The 17,659-nt window shown below is 61.3% G+C and carries 14 protein-coding genes and 1 pseudogene; 10 read left to right on the top strand and 5 right to left on the bottom strand.

Annotated elements, in window-relative coordinates; genetic code table 11:
* The first annotated feature begins 12 nt into the window (after window positions 1-12).
* Window positions 13-948, top strand: coding sequence for a site-specific DNA-methyltransferase (locus AB0323_RS06310; protein WP_366176579.1), 936 nt, complete (start codon window positions 13-15; stop codon window positions 946-948).
* 778 nt (window positions 949-1,726) lie between these two features.
* Here the strand turns inward: AB0323_RS06310 and AB0323_RS06305 are convergent.
* Complete coding sequence (locus tag AB0323_RS06305) at window positions 1,727-2,749, bottom strand: DNA cytosine methyltransferase (RefSeq protein WP_366176554.1); 1,023 nt, start codon at window positions 2,747-2,749, stop codon at window positions 1,727-1,729.
* A gap of 896 nt (window positions 2,750-3,645) precedes the next feature.
* Between AB0323_RS06305 and AB0323_RS06300 the strand changes: the two genes are divergently transcribed.
* The 3 genes from AB0323_RS06300 (at window position 3,646) to AB0323_RS06290 (ending at window position 7,812) form a co-directional block, all read left to right on the top strand.
* Complete coding sequence (locus tag AB0323_RS06300) at window positions 3,646-5,067, top strand: transcriptional regulator (RefSeq protein WP_366176553.1); 1,422 nt, start codon at window positions 3,646-3,648, stop codon at window positions 5,065-5,067.
* Window position 5,068: 1 nt separating this feature from the next.
* Entirely contained in the window at window positions 5,069-6,856 is a 1,788-nt protein-coding gene (locus AB0323_RS06295; RefSeq protein WP_366176552.1) for a DEAD/DEAH box helicase, read from the top strand.
* A gap of 254 nt (window positions 6,857-7,110) precedes the next feature.
* Window positions 7,111-7,812, top strand: a complete 702-nt coding sequence (locus tag AB0323_RS06290) for a DUF3883 domain-containing protein (protein WP_366176551.1) — start codon at window positions 7,111-7,113, stop codon at window positions 7,810-7,812.
* Between the two features lie 649 nt (window positions 7,813-8,461).
* On the opposite strand, the gene AB0323_RS06285 is transcribed toward AB0323_RS06290, so the two are convergent.
* The gene (locus AB0323_RS06285; protein WP_366176550.1) at window positions 8,462-8,722 is read right to left on the bottom strand and encodes a helix-turn-helix domain-containing protein; all 261 of its coding nucleotides are present in this window, start codon (window positions 8,720-8,722) and stop codon (window positions 8,462-8,464) included.
* A gap of 449 nt (window positions 8,723-9,171) precedes the next feature.
* Between AB0323_RS06285 and AB0323_RS06280 the strand changes: the two are divergent.
* Window positions 9,172-9,879, top strand: a pseudogene (locus AB0323_RS06280) (M23 family metallopeptidase); the annotation flags it as partial.
* A gap of 74 nt (window positions 9,880-9,953) precedes the next feature.
* Here the strand turns inward: AB0323_RS06280 and AB0323_RS06275 are convergent.
* From AB0323_RS06275 to AB0323_RS06265, 3 genes are all read right to left on the bottom strand, one after another.
* Window positions 9,954-10,574 (bottom strand): hypothetical protein, encoded by a 621-nt coding sequence (locus tag AB0323_RS06275; protein WP_366176582.1) that lies wholly within the window; start codon window positions 10,572-10,574, stop codon window positions 9,954-9,956.
* Window positions 10,575-10,877: 303 nt separating this feature from the next.
* Window positions 10,878-11,657 carry a cation transporter gene (locus AB0323_RS06270; RefSeq protein WP_366176578.1) on the bottom strand — a complete coding sequence of 260 codons (780 nt, stop codon included), beginning with the start codon at window positions 11,655-11,657 and terminating at the stop codon, window positions 10,878-10,880.
* On the bottom strand, window positions 11,645-11,971 hold the full coding sequence (locus tag AB0323_RS06265) for a winged helix-turn-helix domain-containing protein (RefSeq protein WP_364532044.1): 327 nt from the start codon (window positions 11,969-11,971) through the stop codon (window positions 11,645-11,647). The genes AB0323_RS06270 and AB0323_RS06265 overlap by 13 nt, the downstream gene beginning before the upstream one ends.
* A gap of 251 nt (window positions 11,972-12,222) precedes the next feature.
* On the opposite strand from AB0323_RS06265, the gene AB0323_RS06260 reads away from it, so the two are divergent.
* From AB0323_RS06260 to AB0323_RS06240, 5 genes are all read left to right on the top strand, one after another.
* Window positions 12,223-12,411, top strand: a complete 189-nt coding sequence (locus AB0323_RS06260; RefSeq protein WP_366176549.1) for a streptamidine-related RiPP repeat protein — start codon at window positions 12,223-12,225, stop codon at window positions 12,409-12,411.
* Between the two features lie 118 nt (window positions 12,412-12,529).
* The gene (locus tag AB0323_RS06255; RefSeq protein WP_366176548.1) at window positions 12,530-13,363 is read left to right on the top strand and encodes a hypothetical protein; all 834 of its coding nucleotides are present in this window, start codon (window positions 12,530-12,532) and stop codon (window positions 13,361-13,363) included.
* The gene (locus AB0323_RS06250) at window positions 13,360-14,976 is read left to right on the top strand and encodes a CocE/NonD family hydrolase (RefSeq protein ID WP_366176547.1); all 1,617 of its coding nucleotides are present in this window, start codon (window positions 13,360-13,362) and stop codon (window positions 14,974-14,976) included. The genes AB0323_RS06255 and AB0323_RS06250 overlap by 4 nt, the downstream gene beginning before the upstream one ends.
* Window positions 14,973-16,343 (top strand): YcaO-like family protein, encoded by a 1,371-nt coding sequence (locus AB0323_RS06245; protein ID WP_366176546.1) that lies wholly within the window; start codon window positions 14,973-14,975, stop codon window positions 16,341-16,343. The genes AB0323_RS06250 and AB0323_RS06245 overlap by 4 nt, the downstream gene beginning before the upstream one ends.
* Window positions 16,344-16,350: 7 nt before the next feature.
* Window positions 16,351-17,655, top strand: a complete 1,305-nt coding sequence (locus AB0323_RS06240) for a YcaO-like family protein (protein WP_366176545.1) — start codon at window positions 16,351-16,353, stop codon at window positions 17,653-17,655.
* Window positions 17,656-17,659: the final 4 nt, after the last annotated feature.

The following is a 17,659-nucleotide window of genomic DNA, read 5'->3' as shown; positions in this document are numbered from 1 at the left end:
CTTATGGTGGATATGAAAGCTTCTAATGAACAAGGGTCTTCAATCTGGAGTCACTCCGGACCAAGCCTTCTTATCGAAGGTGATAATCTAGGCGCTCTCCGCTCGTTGCCTGATAAAACCTTCCGGCTGATCTACATCGACCCTCCCTTTAACACCGGCAAAGCTCAGGTTCGGCAGTCACTAAAAACGAGCCGGTCTGCCACTGGTAGAAGGCTAGGCTTCAAGGGTGAAAGGTATGAAACCGTCTATGGGGCAAAGTTGGCCTACAACGATGTCTTTGATGACTATTGGGCTTTCCTGCACCCACGTTTGATCGAAGCTTGGCGACTGCTGACCGACGACGGAACTTTGTATGTGCACCTCGATTACAGGGAGGTGCATTATGCCAAGGTCTACTTGGATTCAATTTTTGGAAGCCAATGCTTCTTAAATGAGATTATTTGGGCCTATGATTACGGTGCAAGAGCAAGGAAAAAGTGGCCGACAAAGCACGACAACATATTGGTATACGTAAAAAATCCTGAGAAATACCTGTTCAACGCGCAAGACGTGGATAATGAACCGTATAAGACCCCTGGTTTGCACGCCTTGCCGTCCGGCGCCGATGTTCTACCTAGCGATGTCTGGTGGCACACGATTGTCTCCACGATGGGAAAAGAGAAAACTGGGTATCCGACCCAGAAACCAGAAGGCATTCTCCGCCGGATTATCCAAGCAAGCAGTAACCCCGGGGACTGGGTTCTCGACTTCTTCGCGGGAAGTGGGACGACGGGGGCGGTCGCTCAAGCTATCGGAAGGAAATTTGTGATGATCGACCAGAATCCTGAGTCATTAGCAACGATCAAGGCGCGACTGAGCCCCGCTTTGGGAGGTGCCGGTGACAGGGAGGGAAGTGTTCGATTTCTCGCTGCTAGTCGAGCGCAGTTGGGTCACATCGAATGGTTATAGATGACTATCAGATCATGACGGCCGCCTCTGAAAAGCTTCTAGGGAACGTCGTACAAAACGACGCGTGGTCAGGAAGCTCTTTCGAATGGATTCGAGGGGTTCCGTCCGCCACGAAAGGGCGGGTTGGTAAGGCGCTGATAACTGAATGGGCGCGCGAGGTGGGACTTTTTATAGAGGGAGCTCCTGATGGAAAAGGGGATCGTTGGATTAATGGGCATCTAGTCCAGATAAAGATGTCTACCCTATGGGACGCAGGGTTCTACAAGTTTCAACAGATTCGCGACCAGGATTATGCTTACTGTCTTTGCCTTGGGATTTCACCATTCGAAGTCCACGCCTGGCTGCTGCCTAAAAACGTCATCAAAGAGCATGTCATTGGCCACATGGGACAACACACAGGCTCTGGTGCCAGCGAAACGTCTTGGTTGGAGGTCCGCCCTGGGTCGGTCCATGAGTGGATGCGGCCCTACGGGGATACCCTTGAAAGCGTGCGATCCACCCTTGAAAAAGTCCAAAAGTAGCTGATCCAACGTGATGGAAGACACCGATCGGTTCCAGCCTTTGGGTTGGTTTCATACTGTTGACACGCGTGATGCAGTTGCCCAAGCCAGAGATGGATGGCCTTATTTTGAAGCGGTACCGCGGGGCACGGACGTAAAGGGAAGAGCCTTATTTGAAATCCGCTTCGGCGACGGGGAGTGGATGCTCGCGGTCGAAAATGACTTGTTGCCGCGCGATCGGTAGATATCGACTTCCTTGTGGCTCCGCTGGAAAAGCGTTAGCTCACGGCCTGCAGCAGCTGGCTGTCCAGCAGGTCGATTCCGACCTTGGCCGGACGGCTTTTAACGCCGAGAGCATGGGCAATTGAAGTACCGATTGCGCAGGCGACAGGCGGCGGGAAGGCATTGCCTATTTGGCGGTACACCGATGTTTTACGGCCTGCAAATTGCCACTCTGGGGGGAACCCCTGGACACGGGCCACCATTTCGTTAGTCAGCCGCGGTACATGATCATGCGGGGTGTCAGGGCCGGGCACTTCGTTGGCGATCCCCTTACCATCGACGCCCAGCTGTAGCCAGGCGGCTTTGGCGCGCGTGGGACCGAGGTCGGCGCCACCGTGTTTCTTCGAACCTCCGACAACAGTTGGAGCGATGTAGTTAGCCCTTGCTGCCCAAGCCTCTGCGCCTGGCCAGCCGCCGCTCTTCATCAATGGCAGCAAAATCTTTCCCACACTCGGGGGTGTCCCTTGAGCTGAGGGCCAGGCGAACTTTCTGAAGTGCCGCCGCTTCATGGCCACGAGGATGAACCTGGGGCGCAGCTGGGGGACGCCGAACTCGCTGGAATTGAACAACTGCCAGTCAGCGTCGTAGCCAAGCTTGTCGAGGGCCCCCAGGATCGATTGCCGATAAGGGGTAAATCGAGCAGACGCCAACCCTCGAACGTTTTCAAGCAGGACAGCGCTTGGCGAAGCTTCACGGACGAGCCGGAGCGCCTCGGGGAAAAGGTCGCGTTCGTCGTCGGCTCCGAGCTGCTTGCCGGCAATGCTGAATGGCGGGCAGGGGACACCGCCGGCCAAGAGGTCAACCCCTTTGTATCCATTGCCGCTGATCTCTCGCACATCACCCTGATGCACATCCCAGTCCGGACGGTTCAGGCGAAGAGTGGCCGCTGCATCGATATCAATTTCGACGGCAAGAGAATGTCCGAATCCTGCCTTTTCCAGACCTACCGATTGACCTCCTGCTCCGGCGCAGATTTCGAGCACGTTGAGTTGCGAGGAGGTGGCGATCATGTCGTCCATCCTCTCATTTCACCGGCAGTGGTTTGGTCGTCTGACACGCGGGGTCGTCGTCACAACTGATCTCAGCAGTTGGTCCCAACAACCGCTCTGCTTCAGTTGACGGGTTCGAGCCTGGTCAGCAGGTTGTCGCGCTCCCTCCTTGAAAGCAGCCTTATGAGGGACCAGGCCCTATCAATCTGTTGTGGAGTTCTGTGTCCAACCCGTATCCAATCCGCTAGTACCCGCAGCTCATCAGGTGCTAGCGAAGCGGCTGCTTCATATGCAGCATCATTCGGGCTAACTTCTGCGAGGGGATTCCTGCACCGTTTGCACGTGGTCACATAACGTCCTGCTGGTGCAGCGGCCTCGCACCAAGTAACGCTCAGTTGACCTAGAAGCGCAGGATCATCGCTGTACGTTTCCCCGGCGCCTATGCCGCAGAAAGCGCAGGCGAAGTTGTCCCTGGCGAGAGTTTCGCGGCGCTCACGGTCACTGGCTCGTGGAGTTAGATTGGATTTATAGCCAGCTTCCCAGACATGGCCGCCGATTTTGACGAGGCGAAGCTCGTCCACGGCCAATGATCGTTCCTGAGCATACGTAGACAAGATCCATCCGTCTTGCCTTAGGTCCCGCATACGACGGTCAATCTGTTCGACCCCAGGAAAAGCCTCCCTGAGCTGGGCTTTTGTAAAGACGCCCCCTTCACCAATCTGTGAGGCCAACCATAATGCCGCTCGGGTGCGGGTCCCAGCGTTGCTCGTTCTCCAGTCCGGAAGATTCATGTCGCCAATCATCTTTGATTTCCGTCGATATGGACAATGCGAGACATGTTTGGTGCTTAAAACGCTCCGGTGAAACCTTGACCAAGGGCAAGGACATAGGATGCAATCGGGAACTTTACCTTAAAGGGGGCAACTGTGAGCAACGTACCAGGGCGTGCGCAGGACAACAAAGCCATTATTGAGGAGCGGCTTGCGGCCAGCCGCTCTGCAGAGGGAGTCCAGGAGACTGTCTCGATTGAATGGCGCGGAAGCTCCATGCACTTGCCGGTGATTTCCATGCCGGTCGAGATTCTGTATTACAACCCCGCAACTCACCGCATACGGGCGCAGCGGAGCATCGACAGCGCCAAAGACCAAGAGCTGAACAACGATCCATATGGTGACCTGGGCCAGACATACCTTCATCAACTTCTTAAAGGTGACCCTACGAACCCTGAGTCTGTCGACCCGGCTTTTGAGGCACTGAAAGAGGACTTGAAGGTACACGGTCAGAGTGACCCGGGAATCATCACTCGCAGCGGAGTCTTGATAAACGGCAATACTCGCCGTGCCGCGCTCTCGGAACTTAAGCAGGAACACATCCGGGTCGGAGTTCTCCCACCGGATGCAAGCCTGGATGATCTTCGCTCCATAGAACTTGCTCTGCAGCTTCGAAAAGACCACAAACGTGACTACTCCTTCATGAACTTTCTACTGGCTATCGAGGAAAGAATCCTTCAGGGAAGGCCAACCTCAGAGATCACGGCTGATTTCCGGATCAAAACAGCGACTCTCGAACGTCACCTTTGGATCCTGAGCCTCATCCGAGAAGCCATCGACAGAAGCAGAATCGTGGGCTCGGACGGCCAGCACGTCTCCCTGCGCCTCGTTGATTTCGAAGAGCAACAGGGGAAGCTCGAAGAGCTCTACCGAACCTACTCGGCATTAAAAATCAAGGCGCCTGATGAGGCCGAAGCTCTCAGAGAACAGCGACTCTTGGCCATAGCCCTCAACAAGTCCAAGACCGACCTACGGCTGATCGAATCAGATTTCGTGGGTAAATACGCCAAACCGCTTATGCCGAAACAGACGTCCACTGAGGGGACTACTGTCCGTATCCCCGGTACGCACTTGTCGGCGCCGGGCCCGAGCGCAGTAGTCGAAGCACTGAAGGCGTCGACCACCGCCGTACTGCAGGCGAAAGCTGCCACGCAGGCTTATGTCGATGTACCCAGCACCGAGCGCGCAGCGGCCCAGCATTTGCTCGCAAGGACCCACAGCGCCCTTGACGATGGATTGGATCTCGCCGGTCGCCAAGGCAGGGTCCTCAAACGGAAACTAGCAGCAGCAGACCGGTTGTCCGACGCGAACGACGCTCTTGAATTGGTTTTGGAAGCCGTCTCCAGCGCCAAAGCAACAGGAAACTTCAGCGTATCCGATCTCGAAGACGAGATTGGAGCAATGCGTGAGAATCTCCACAAGCTTGCACAGATCGTCAGCCGCGGCCTCAGCGAACCAACAGACGGCGTTCGATGGCTCCAGGCGATAGCCCGTGTAGAAATTGGGGCGGAAAAGTAGAGTGCTCGACCTCCGGTTTTCTCTCACAGCAGGGAGGGTTGATCTTTCGAGCGATGAGGTTAATGCGCCTCATCTTCGAATGCTGGCAACCCGCTTTTCGACAAGTCTGAGTCTGCATAAAACGTCAATCAGCATTGAACTAGATGATTTTCTTGTCAACCTTCGTGAACTAGCGCGATGGCCCGACGAGGACGTCGATGTTCGGTGGGACGACGGCCTTCTCAGGCTCGTCGAAGGCAACGTTCAAGACTCCGCACTCGTAGATGCTCGACTCCAGACCGAAGAAGTCCCTCAGCTACCAGCCCCCGTCTTGCCGCCCGACTGGGTTGCTCCGCTTACCCAGCACCAGACCCGTGACCTATCTAAGCTCATAGCCCTAAACCACGGCGCAAACTTCAGTGTTCCTGGTGCTGGAAAGACTCGGGCAAGCATGGCGGTATATGCGGCTCGTCGTTCCGGCGGATCGATCGAACGCATGCTCGTTGTGTGTCCTAAATCAGCATTCGAAAGCTGGGTTTACGAAGCGAGAGTCTGCTTTAGCGGTAACCCCGTCACCACACATGTATGGACCGGGGGACCTCCTCCCGATGTCAACATTCTTCTGGTCAACTACGAACGCCTGCCAAATTCAATCCCGCCCCTTATTACGTGGATGAAAGCTGCCTCAACCCTTCTGGTCCTCGATGAGGCTCATCGAATGAAACTTGGCAGCGCGGGCGCCTGGGGCAGTGCGTGCCTGACTCTTGGCCCCTACGCGACCAATCGTCTGATCCTGACTGGTACACCGGCCCCGAACGGCTCGAGGGATCTAGAAAGCCTCTTCTCCTTCGTGTGGCCAGGTCAGGGTAGGGCCGCCGTCCAACGGGCAGTGGCACACGAGGATCTGGCGATCGCCAGCCAGGCTCTGAAGCCACTTTTTACGAGGACAACGAAGTCCGAGTTGAACCTACCCCCTGTTGAAGTATCAATCCGCCGAGTGGATCTACCGCCGCTCCACAGAGAAATTTACGACGCCCTTCTTGGACAGGGGAAGCTCGCCTTAGCCTCTGAGTCCGGAGACATGGCTGCACTGGGCAAAATCCTGCTTTATTTGTTGATGGCTGCCACTTCGCCTGCACTTCTTGCCGTTGGCTCGGATAAACACGAAGCATTGCCTTACCGGGTGCCTCCTTACCCGGTCCCCGAGAACACCTCTGCCATGGAGCTTCTTCGAGACCTGCCACTCTACGAGCTCAACCCCAAGTATCAGGCAGTACGCAACATTGTAGAAAATAATGCTGCCAGAGGCAGAAAGACCCTTATCTGGTCGACGTTCATTCGGAACCTTAAGTCGCTAGAAAGGATGTTGGCAGAATTCAATCCGGCCTTGATTCACGGCGGAACGATCGATCGAGACGAGGAGCTCAAACGCTTCCGGGAAGACTCCGACTGCGCCGTACTGCTGTCCAACCCCGCCACGCTGGGCGAAGGCGTCAGCCTTCATCACGATTGCCACGACGCTGTCTATGTCGACCGTGACTTTTCTGCCGGTCGATTCCTGCAAAGTCTGGACCGCATCCATCGGTTGGGCCTGGCTCCATCCACCATAACCAAGATCACAGTCTTGGCCGCCACGGGGACTATAGACGAGATAGTTGAGGATCGGCTGGCGCGGAAGCTGGAATTCATGGGCGGAATTCTTGATGACCCCAACGTGCGTGTACTTGGTGACCTAGAGGAGGAAGTCGATGAATCCATCGGAATGGATATGTCCGACCTCGCGGCCCTTACTACCTATCTCAACCGATGATTCCCGCCGAAGGAGTAATTGTCGCTGCGGCCCGATGGCTTGATTTGCTGGGGCGCTCCACTGAACTCCAAGCTTCTATCCTTATCCGGTCTAACTCCAGATACGCTGATCTGACTCCAACCCAATATTCAACCGCCCTCGAGTGGTTACACTCACTGCCCGGGACCAACCTGCCAGAGGGCATTTTTCGGCAATCACCAGCACTGGAGAAACTGACATCACAAGGCAGAAGAGAGTACCTTCTGGCCAGTCTGTTGGAAGCCGCAGATCCTCCTTGGCTCGATAATGCTGACGTGCTGGTGCAAAACAGCGATGACCTTCCGCAGGACATAGAGAGATGGTCCGATTTGCTGGGTCTCCCGGCCAGTTCAGGGCTACGGGTTGTACGCAGGATAAGCGGAAAGATGGATCTGGCCCGGCGAGCACAGGTAGGCAGCGCAGGAGAAATTGCGCTGTGTGCGCTCCTCGACGCCAGGTGGCCCGGCGCTATCAACCATGTAGCCGAAACTGATGACGGGTTCGGGTATGACATCACAGCGTCAATCCAGGAAGTTGAATGGCATCTTGAAGTTAAGTCCACTACTCGTAAAGGCCGGCTTTCTTTCTTCCTCAGCCGCCACGAGTTCGAAATGGGGTTAGCGGACAGGCACTGGAAGTTGCTTGTTGTTGGCTTAGACGATGACCTTGAAGCGAGCTGCATCGCCGAGGTGGACAAGTCAGCATTGAAGCAGTTTGCCCCAGCAGACCGAACTACGTCAGCAAGGTGGGAAAGCGCGAGATACGACCTGAGAGGAGACCAGCTCATTCCTGGTTTAGCGTTTCTCCCTTGGCGCGAGGCAGATAGGATTGCGCACCGCTTGCTTACCTTGGGGACGCGCAGCCAACGCCCGGATTTCGCTTGGATGCCAAAAGAAGCTGAACGCACGGCTGTTCCGCCGAGTCTAAGCATCTCCTAAGTTCCAAAACTTCAGCCAATGCATGGGCAATGGAGCGCTATACGGCCATCACCGCTTATCGCGCCATCTCCAAGGTCTCACGGGCCAGTCGGGGTCCGCCAGGCCAGCGACATCGACCACAGGCTTCGACCGGACCCGCTCCGGCGCGGACAGGAGATGCAGCTTGTGCGCTAGGTCGATCGGGATACTGTCATATTTGGCACCGATGCAGGCATTGACCTTGATCTCGAAGACCGGGTTCGTCCGGCTGTACGACGCCGTCTTCGATAACTAAGGTCCGGTCCAACGCCTCCGCCTCAATGCACGGCAAAGAAAGTCGGCTGAGTAGAGCCATCGCAGTCTTGCCCTCATCCCGACAAAGGCCCCTCTGTCTGTCCTTGGCGCAGGGTCAAGGGTGGGCCGGAGGCCCATCACGCCAGTGACGCGAACGCGCCCTTGACAGTGTGCCGGCGGACATCGACGATAAAAGGCCCGGGATGGTGGGCAGCGCATACGTACGAGTCCAGCCGACGCCGGGTCGACCTTCGTGCCCTGAGACCCTGTTGACTTTGTCAACGTTGACTCTCCAGAGCGGTTTTTAGGCAGCCGTTCGGTGACAAGATCCTTGATTTTCCGGGGTTTTTGGTGCTCGAAGGAGCTCATTTTGCCCTTAAGAATCGATTTCAATTCCCCGCATCCGGGCAATCGGTGTCCTCCATGTTTCCAGGCGCGAGCACAACCACGCGTTGAAGTCGCTCCGGCTGATCCGTAGATGCCGGCCGATTCGATAAGCGCGGGGGCCGATGTGCTTGACCCGCCATTGATAGAAGGTCTGCTCCGGAATCTGCAGCTGGGTGCAAATCTCTTTCGGGGTTAGCCACTGTTCTTCGGTAGCCCCCGTTTTGCTGTTGGCTTCTGGCCTTGTTGTCATGAGTGTCTCCATCGACTCTGTGCTTGATCGCGCGGCCCGGGAAGGGGAACCGGCTTTATTTCCATTCATGGGAACGGAGCAACCAACCGGCATGACGGTGGGCCCGAGCTTGAACCTCATAACGCGTGTCGTCCACCGCTTAACCACCGGAAACAACGGCGCGTGATGGCAAATGATGACATGTCAGTCACCCGATTTGGGCCGTTCTGCCGCGGAATCTAGGCATTTTTGGCATCCACCGGAAACTGACAAAAAGCGCGAAATCTCTTTCCTAAGGTCCTCGGTTCAAGTCCGAGTAGCCCTACCCGAAAAGAGCCCCTGAGCTACGGAAACGTAGATCAGGGGCTCTTTCATGGAAGGCGGACCCCCGCAAGTAGTCCAGTAGGTGGCTGGTGTGCCAGCCAAGTAGCAAGTCGAGTGTTCACATTCACTATGGATGCGGAGACAATATGACCAGCGCGCCCGGACTGGGAGGTGCGACTGTTCCAGGGGTGGTTGTGGGTAAGCATCATGAGTCTGGCTGGATCGTCCGCGTCGTACTTTCGCGACGCAGTTTCGTCACTGCCACCGTGATCATTGCCGCCGGCGCTGGACAGGGCGAACTTGGTAGGCGTATTACCGGTGGCGCCACTCCCGTAGGGCAGGCGACATCCCCCACAAGTTCGTCGTCGGGACCCGTGCTGGCTGCCGACAACGCCGCCGTGCCGTTTGAGCGCTCTGCCGTCCAGGCCCTGGGCAAGGACGGAACCGGGAACCTCAATGTCGCTTCGACTTCCCTTGACCGGCCTCCCGCCGGCAAACTGTACGCCCCGCTTGAAGTGCTGGTCCGGAGCTCTCCGTTCGGGTTCAGGATCGACCCCTTCACCGGATTGCCGGGGGAGTTCCACTGGGGCCAGGACTTCGCCGCGCCCTGCGGTACCCTCGTCTACGCGGCCGATGCCGGGGTGGTCCGGGCCGTGGGCTGGCACCCGTGGGGTGGCGGCAACCGCGTGGAAATCGACCACGGCAACGGCCTCGTCACCACGTACAACCATCTGCAAGGAATCGCTGTCGTCAACCGGCAACCGATACGGGTGGGTCAGGTCATCGCAAAAGTCGGAACCACAGGGTCCTCCACAGGCTGCCATCTGCACTTCGAGACCCATCTCAACGGCGTCTACACCAACCCGATGAACTGGACGTTCCTGCCAACCAAGCAGGTGGATCCCCTCGGCGACATTCGAATGGTCAGCTACCAACCAGGTTCCGGAACCGCGACCTCACCGGGGTCTGTCTGGTCCGTCCCTGGAGCCGTGCCCACTGACCCGCGGACCGCGCCGCCCACACAGACCGTCACGGGCGGCGTCCAGGAGGGCAAGGTCGCGGCCCAGCCGAGTACATCGCCTCCCGCGTCACCAAGCGCAACGCAGAGCCCCACGGGCACGCCGACGCGAACGCCGACGGCCACCCCCACGGGCACGCCGGCGCCGACGGGGACGGGCTCACCGTCTCCGACGCCGACGGGGACGGGCTCACCGACTCCGACGCCGACGGGGACGCCGACGGGGGCGGGTTCGCCGACGTCGACTCCGACGCCGACGGGGACCGGGTCGGGTTCATCGACGCCGACTCCGACGCCGACGGGGACCGGGTCGGGTTCATCGACGCCGACTCCGACGCCGACGGGGACCGGGTCGGGTTCACCGACGTTGACTCCGACGCCCACCGGGACGCCGACCTTGACTCCGACGCCCACCGGGACGCCGACGCCGACTCCGACGCCGACGCCGACGGGTTCACCGACGCCGACGCCCGGCAATACGAATGCCCCATCCTGAGGCTGGGTGCGGGTCAGCGCAACATAGCCGACCACTGCAGTGGCCTCAGGAGGGTGAGTTTTCCGCTTGGGCGTGGCGCGGCGTCGATGCGGCAGGGGCGGCCACAGCGGGTGGGCAGCAGGAAGAAGTGCAGGAGGGTTCTTGCTCGCGGCGGCGCTCCCGTTCCGCGGCTACCTTGTTTTTTGCTTTCTTACGCACTTTGCTGGCGGGCATGGAGTGGTCTCCTTCTCGTCGTGGCTTGAGGCGGCAGGATTGGCGCCACTGATCGCCGGGGGCCGGGGATCCATGGATTTGTCGAGCAGGGGCTCGCCCGCTAGCCCGGACTGTGGAACCTCGGTCTACGGTATCTTCCGGAGGCCAAATCGGGGCTGGTCCGGCGACGGAGGGCTACCTCGGTGGGCCGGTTTCGCTGAACATTCGGGGCAACACCCGTCGGTTGTGCCGGTGCTGACCCTTGGTTCCACCTGATTGTCCGGTTGAGGAACAACGCAGCAGGCCTCTCCCCGCCAGGCGTCGATGCCTTCGCGGGCGGCGGCCAGGGCGATGACTAGGGCGGCGCCCGCGTCGGCCCACCACCAGCCCAGGGCGCTGTTGAGCACCAGGCCGGCGAGGAGGACAGCGGAGAGATAGGTGCAGAGCAGGGTCTGTTTGGAGTCTGCTACCGCAGTCCGTGAACCGAGTTCGCGGCCGGTGCGGCGTTGCAGCCAGGACAGGACGGGCATGACGACAAGGCTCAGGGCCGCGATGGCGATGCCCGGTGCGGAGCGTTGCGCTTCGCCACCGCCTGCAAGGGAGCGGAACGAGTCCAAGGTGACGAACGCGGCCAGTGCGAAGAAGGAGAGCGCGATGATGCGCAGCGTCAGGTGCTCGCGTCGTTCGGGGTCCCTGGCGGAAAACTGCCACGACAAGGCAACGGCAGAGGCCACTTCAACCACTGAATCGAGTCCGAAGCCGATCAGTGCCGACGAATCCGCCATGCCACCGGCCCAGAGCGCCACAACGGCCTCGATGACGTTGTAGGTGATGGTCGCTGCTGCGAACAGGCGGACGCGGCGGCTCAGCACGGCCCGCCGGAGGACGGAGGGCGAGGAAAGGCTGCTCGACGTCACGCGAGGCACTCGCCGTCGGGGGCGCAGCACGCCGGGTCCACGGCTAGGACGACGCCGAGCAGATCCGTGATCGCGCTGCCCAGCCGGGCGTCGGCGAGCTCATACCGGGTCCGCCGACCGTCAGGAACAGCCACCACCAGCCCACACCCGCGAAGGCACGTCAGATGGTTGGACATGCTTTGCCGCGATACCCCGAGGGAGTCTGCGAGATCGGACGGGTAGCCGGGTTCCGTAGCCAGAGCCAGAAGGATCCGGGCCCTGGTCGGGTCGGAGACAGCGTAGCCGAAGCGAGCCAGCACCGGGGCATGCGTGAGGGTTTCCATGGTGCAAAAGTACATCGGTGGATGTATACACGCAACTATGTATCACCAGGGCAGTTCAACCCCGATGCCAACAGGATCTGAGTGAGGCGCGACGCGATCGTGGCGCACGAGTGGGCAAGTCCACAAGCCGGGAGCGCCCTGCGTCATATTCCGATCAGATGCCCGGCCCGCCGCCATCTTCTCCGGCGGGGTGATACAGTTCCTGTTGTTGAGAATCGTTCTCAACAATAACCAACAGGAAGGACGTCCCCATGAAGGTCGTTACCGTTCAGGAAATTGCATCGAAGGCTCCGCTGAGCGCACCGCAGGGTCCGGGCACCAACGCCCTGGTGCACAACCCGTTCGCGTTTGAGGCTGTGGCTGCGGTGGCACCGCTCAGCGCACCGCAGGGTCCGGGCACCAACGCTCTGGTGCACAACCCGTTCGCGTTCAGCGCGTAACACCTCAGCTCTGGCGGCGCGGAACCGAATCCGTTGGCCGCTGAACTGAAGCTCCAAGCCGCGCCCTCGTCACTGGACACGGGGGCACGAGCACCTGTCTCTTTCACGAAAGATTCCCATGTTTCGACTTGTCCCCGGACACCTCCTCTACCCTGTGGCCCCTGGCGACTGGCGCTGCGTCTCGCCGCAACTGGACTTCCTCCGCATCAGCGGACCGGAAGACGCTTTGCAGGCCGTGCATGCCAGCCTTGTCGGTTCCCGCCAGGATGCAATGCCGCTCGACGGCGATGCCGCGACACTTCTCGGCATGCTCGTTGAGCGCGGGGCTGTGTACCGCGCAGAGGCAGAAGCCCCGGCGGATGGTTCTGAGCATGAAGACGAAGTGAAGGATCTGCCCCAGACCGCCGGGAAGATCGGGATACTGGGCTCCGGCCCGGTTGCCGAAGCACTTGTGCGGATGCTGGGCGATGGGTGCATCGTGATTCCGGGTCCCCTCGATGAGGGCGCGGCGAGCATCGTGTCTGCCCTGGTGGTGTGCTCCCTCCAGACGAAGGATGCCGAGTGGACCGCAATTGACGAGCTGTGCCAGCGCACCGGGACTTCCTGGCACCGCGCATTCGCAGAAGGCGGCTCCCTCATTGTCGGTCCCTTCAGCGCCGGTGGCCGGACGGTGAGCTACCACGACTACCGCGCCCGCCGTCGAGCGGCAGCCGCGACCGTGGAGGAACTGGATCGGCTATGGAACTACCTGGACTCGAACGAGACCGGCTGGAACGTCTGGCCGGATGACGGACTTTCGGCTGTTGCCGCGGGCCTCATCGCCCACGACCTCATCTGTCATGCCAAGGGGCTGGACATCCCGGGCGGCCGTTGCGAGACGGAGATCGATCTTGGCGCGGGCACCATCACCCGCCATACCGTGTTGCCGTTGCCTTCAGGTATCTCGCTGTGAACGCGGTTCCGTGGGCGAACCAGAGGGTCCCGTCCGGCGATGGCACAGACCTCTTTGCTGACTGCCATGTGCCGCCTGAATCGGAATGGCCGGTAACCGCCGTAGTTACGCGCACGCCTTATGGCCGCTCGAAACATCTCGCGGAGGGCAGGGGGTGGCGCCGGCACGGCTACGCCTACGTTGTTGCCGATGTGCGCGGCCGATACGATTCCGACGGCGTGTGGGAACCCTACCGAAATGAGCGCTCCGACGGCGCAGCCCTTGTCGATTGGATCCAGGCACAGCCATGGAGCGACGGCCGCGTCGTCGCCTACGGCGGCTCCTACTCCGGTTACACGGCCTGGGCCATGGCCGTTGAGCGCCCAAGGGCGGTCTCCGCCGTCGTGAGCCTGGGCCCGTCGATGTCGCTGGCCCGCACCAAGTTCTCTCCCTCCGGAGTGCTTCGCCTGGCCGAACATGCTGCGTGGTGGGCCGAGCGAGGCGACGCCAGGACCAGCCGTGACGGATTCGCCGCACTCTTTTTCGCTGAACAGCCTGAGGCTTTGCATAGCCTGCCTGTGGTGGATCTCGACGCCCGCCTGGGTACGGAGATGCCCAGTTGGCGGAACATTGTCCTGGCAGGCCCGGAAGCGGTGAACGGCGAGGAAATCCGGGACCATGAACTGGAGGCCCTGACGATGCCCACCCTCCATGTTGGCGGTTGGCATGACCTCCTGCTCCCGGAAACCCTCGACCATTGGCGTACGGTCGGCGAAGGTGTCCCCGGATCCACGAAGCATCTGCTGATCGGGCCCTGGCTTCACGATCTGCCGTTCTCGACCTCTCCACGCGTCGGAGACCGCGACTACGGTCCGGACGCGATCCGGCCCTGGGGCAAGGAGCTGGTCGAATGGATCGACGCCGCGTTGGCCGGGCGGCTTGCACGCAGGGCCGCCGAAGTGTTTGTCATGGGAGAGAACCGTTGGAGCATTGCGGAGTGCTGGCCGCGGTCAACACGGATACACAGCTGGACCGCCTCCGGTGCCACGCTCGTTGACCGCGAGGAGTACGACGCCGGTGCCGCCCCGGACGCCCGGTCGGCGGAAGAGCACACGGTCAGGTACTCGCCGTCGGACGCGTTTCCGTCCTACCCCGAAGGACGCGACCGCTCGGCTCTCGGGACGCGCCCCGACGTCGTGAGGTTCACCACCCAGGCGCTCACCGCACCGCTGCGGATCGACGGCGCCGGAAAGGTCCGTTTCAGGACCCGCTTCAACACCGACGTCATTGACTGGGTGGCGAGGATCACCGAAATCACCGCGGCAGGAGAGATTTTCGAGCTCACCGCCGGCGAAACGACCATCAGCACGCCGGACCCGGCCGCTGTGGCCACCGTCCCGCTGCTCCCCGTCGCCGTCACGGTCCCGGCCGGTTCCCGACTGGGCTTGGAGCTGACGGGCAGCGACTTCCCGCGCCTGGCCCGCAACCTCGGACGCCCCGGCAGGGAACGCTACCTGGCCGCCTCCGGAGACACCATTATCCAGAGCGTCGTGGTCTCTTCCGAATACCCGCTCCTGCTGGAGCTTCCCATCATCGGCACCACCGAACACACCCCCGAGGGGCTGGGCACATGAACACATCATCGTTGGTCAACCCGAGGACGGGGCTCCTGACGTCCGTCGCCCGATCCCCGCAGGATCCCCGGATGCCCGCCGCCTGGGTCGGCTACGGCGCGACAGTCTCCCGACCCGACCGATTCGCTGGCTGGCGTGCCGACGGCTTCGGCTTCGGCGCTTCCCTGGGCATCGAAGCCGCGGCTCGGGGCGCGGCGATCGGCGAAGCCGTGGAACGATACTGCGGAAACGCCGTTCCGCAGGCACTGCGCCGCGCGAGCTGGAATGAACTCAGGAACGCCGGGGAAGACGCCCTCGATCCCCACACCGTGGCCCTCTATTCGCCCGAGCAGTACGCGCTGCCCGGGTTCCCGTTCGAACCATTCGGCCGGGACCTCACGGTGAACTGGGTCCAGGGCACCGATCTGGCCGAGCAAACACCTCTCTGGGTGCCGGCGTCGCTCGTCTACCTCGATTACATTCATGGTCCCCGCGTCACGGAGCCGAAACTGCACTCCCTGATGTACTCCGGTATCGCGGCCGGTACCTCCCGGGCCAGCGCCGAACGCGGGGCGATTGAGGAACTTATGGAACGTGACGCCTGCACGATCTGGTGGGCCAGCGGCGCCTCCACGAAAGAACTGGACGACGACGGTTTGGTCACCGGGGCACTTGGCCGGCCCGGCGGTAGCAGCGAACTGAGGATCCGGCTCCTGGAGATCCCGAGTGATCTGCCGGCTCCCGTCATCGCCGCTTTCCTGGAAGACGGGTCGCCGGGGGAGGGCGGTGTCGTGGCCTTCGGCAGTGCCTGCCGCTCCACCCCCGAAGCCGCCGCGACCAAGGCACTCGTCGAGGCCCTGGGATTGCTCCAGCTCACCCGGCAGCTGCTCGACCCGGCAGCGGAAGTGTGGCGCGCGGTCGAGGCGGGGCACATCGAAGACCACGTGTTCCTGCCGTACCGCCAGGACCGGTGCTACCTCGACGCCGTGGACCCGGACTACCGGACGCTCACCGACCTGCCGCCTGTCGCGCAACTCTACCTCGACCCCCGGATGAGCGGATCACCACTGGACCGGCTCCGGCCCACAATCTCGGGTCCGCTTGCCGGGATGCGCCAGGTCCCGGGGGAAGACCCGGCCGGGCACTACGTGCGCGCCCTTGCCGAGCGCGGCATCCGGACCGTTTCGGTGGACGTAACCACCAGCGACGTCCGCGACGCCGGATACACGGTGGTCCGGGTCATCGGTGCCGGCCTGGTGGGCAACGCCCCGCCGGCCTTCCCCCTTCGCGGCTCCCATCGTTACTACTCCGTCCCGGAGGAGCTGGGCTGGGACCGTAAGCCCACCAAGGCCACCGAGCTCATCTCCCATCCGATTCCCCTTGCCTAAGGTGACCATGAACAACCCACTGTCGCTCGTCAACGCCAGGACCGGAGTGGTGCGCAGCATCGAAGCACGTGCCATCCCGGCGCATTTTCCCGCGTCCTTCGCGCTCAGCCACGCGGTCCTCGCAGACAGCCGTGCGTTTTCGAAATGGCCCTCCGATGCCAGTGGCGCCGGCTACTCCTTCGCGAACCCCGAGGCTGTGTTGGGGGCAGCCGTCGGGGAAGCCGTAGAGCGGTACTGCGGGAACCTCGTCCCGGCGGGACTCAAGCGCGCGAGCCGCCGGGACGTGCAGGCAAGCGGAGCGGCCGCGATCGGACTGCAGGAATTCTGCCTCTTCTCCCAGGAACAATACGCCCGCCCCGGCTTCCCGGTCCCGGCCCCCGACGCTGACACGGTCATCGACTGGGTCCCCGCGCAGGATCTCGCGGACGGAACAGACGTTTTGGTTCCGGCCAGCATGGTCTGGGTCGCCCATTCGCTCCTCGTCGAGCCCGTCCGCCACCCTGTGATCCAAGCCGGACTGGCCACTGGCCGGACACTCGAGGAGGCCCGCTGGGGCGGGTTGTGCGAGGTGATCGAACGCGACGCGATGACCCTGTCGTGGACGGGCGGGCGCGGCGTGCACGAACTCACCGTCCCGAAGTGGCTCGCGGACTTCTCGCGCGGACAGGAAGGGCGCCTGCGGACCCGCTGGCTGCTGTTCGCCACGGAATTCGGCGTCCCGGTCATCGGGGCCCTAGTGTTCGACGAAACCACTGGATACCTGACCCTGGGCATGGGCGCCGGAGGCGATCCGGTGGCCACGGCACAGAAAGCCTACGGCGAAGCATTGCAGCTGCAGCTTTTCGTCAGCGATTACGACGATCCGCATGGTCCATACATGGCCGCCGCGCAATCACCGTCAAGCCCGCTAAAACCTTGGCGCCAGGACCGGTCTTACTCCAAGGAGTACGCCGCGGACCTCTCGGATGTGGTCGACTACGGCTGCCACCTGCAGCTGCACATGGACCCTGTCATCCAGCGACGTTTCCTGGATGAGCTGGAAACGAGCATCCGCGGGCGGCTAGCCCTCGACGAACTGTCCGACGAATGGACAGGGGAGGACCGGCTGGAGCGTCTTGTTTCCGCCCTTGCATCCCAGGGACACCGCGTCCTCTGCGTCGAGGCAACCACCGAGGACATCGCCCCCACGGGTCTGCGCGTGGTCCGGATGGTTGTGCCGGGCCTGTATTCGAACGCCCCGCATGCCCTGCCGTTCCTGGGCGGCACCCGGCTTCACCCGGTCATCCGCCGATCTGTCCCGCTGCCGCACTGACCAC

The organism is Arthrobacter sp. NPDC080031, from assembly GCF_040702485.1.
Taxonomy (GTDB): Bacteria; Actinomycetota; Actinomycetes; order Actinomycetales; family Micrococcaceae; genus Arthrobacter.
Note: the sequence above shows the minus strand (reverse complement) of the source record. Positions and strands in the feature narration are given on the sequence as shown.

Coding starts and splice junctions, on each gene's coding strand:
- AB0323_RS06305 (WP_366176554.1), bottom strand. CDS start 2,749: ATGGACGACATGATCGCCACCTCCTCGCAACTCAACGTGCTCGAAATC.
- AB0323_RS06240 (WP_366176545.1), top strand. CDS start 16,351: ATGAACAACCCACTGTCGCTCGTCAACGCCAGGACCGGAGTGGTGCGC.
- AB0323_RS06310 (WP_366176579.1), top strand. CDS start 13: ATGAAAGCTTCTAATGAACAAGGGTCTTCAATCTGGAGTCACTCCGGA.
- AB0323_RS06245 (WP_366176546.1), top strand. CDS start 14,973: ATGAACACATCATCGTTGGTCAACCCGAGGACGGGGCTCCTGACGTCC.
- AB0323_RS06285 (WP_366176550.1), bottom strand. CDS start 8,722: ATGACAACAAGGCCAGAAGCCAACAGCAAAACGGGGGCTACCGAAGAA.
- AB0323_RS06260 (WP_366176549.1), top strand. CDS start 12,223: ATGAAGGTCGTTACCGTTCAGGAAATTGCATCGAAGGCTCCGCTGAGC.
- AB0323_RS06265 (WP_364532044.1), bottom strand. CDS start 11,971: ATGGAAACCCTCACGCATGCCCCGGTGCTGGCTCGCTTCGGCTACGCT.
- AB0323_RS06255 (WP_366176548.1), top strand. CDS start 12,530: ATGTTTCGACTTGTCCCCGGACACCTCCTCTACCCTGTGGCCCCTGGC.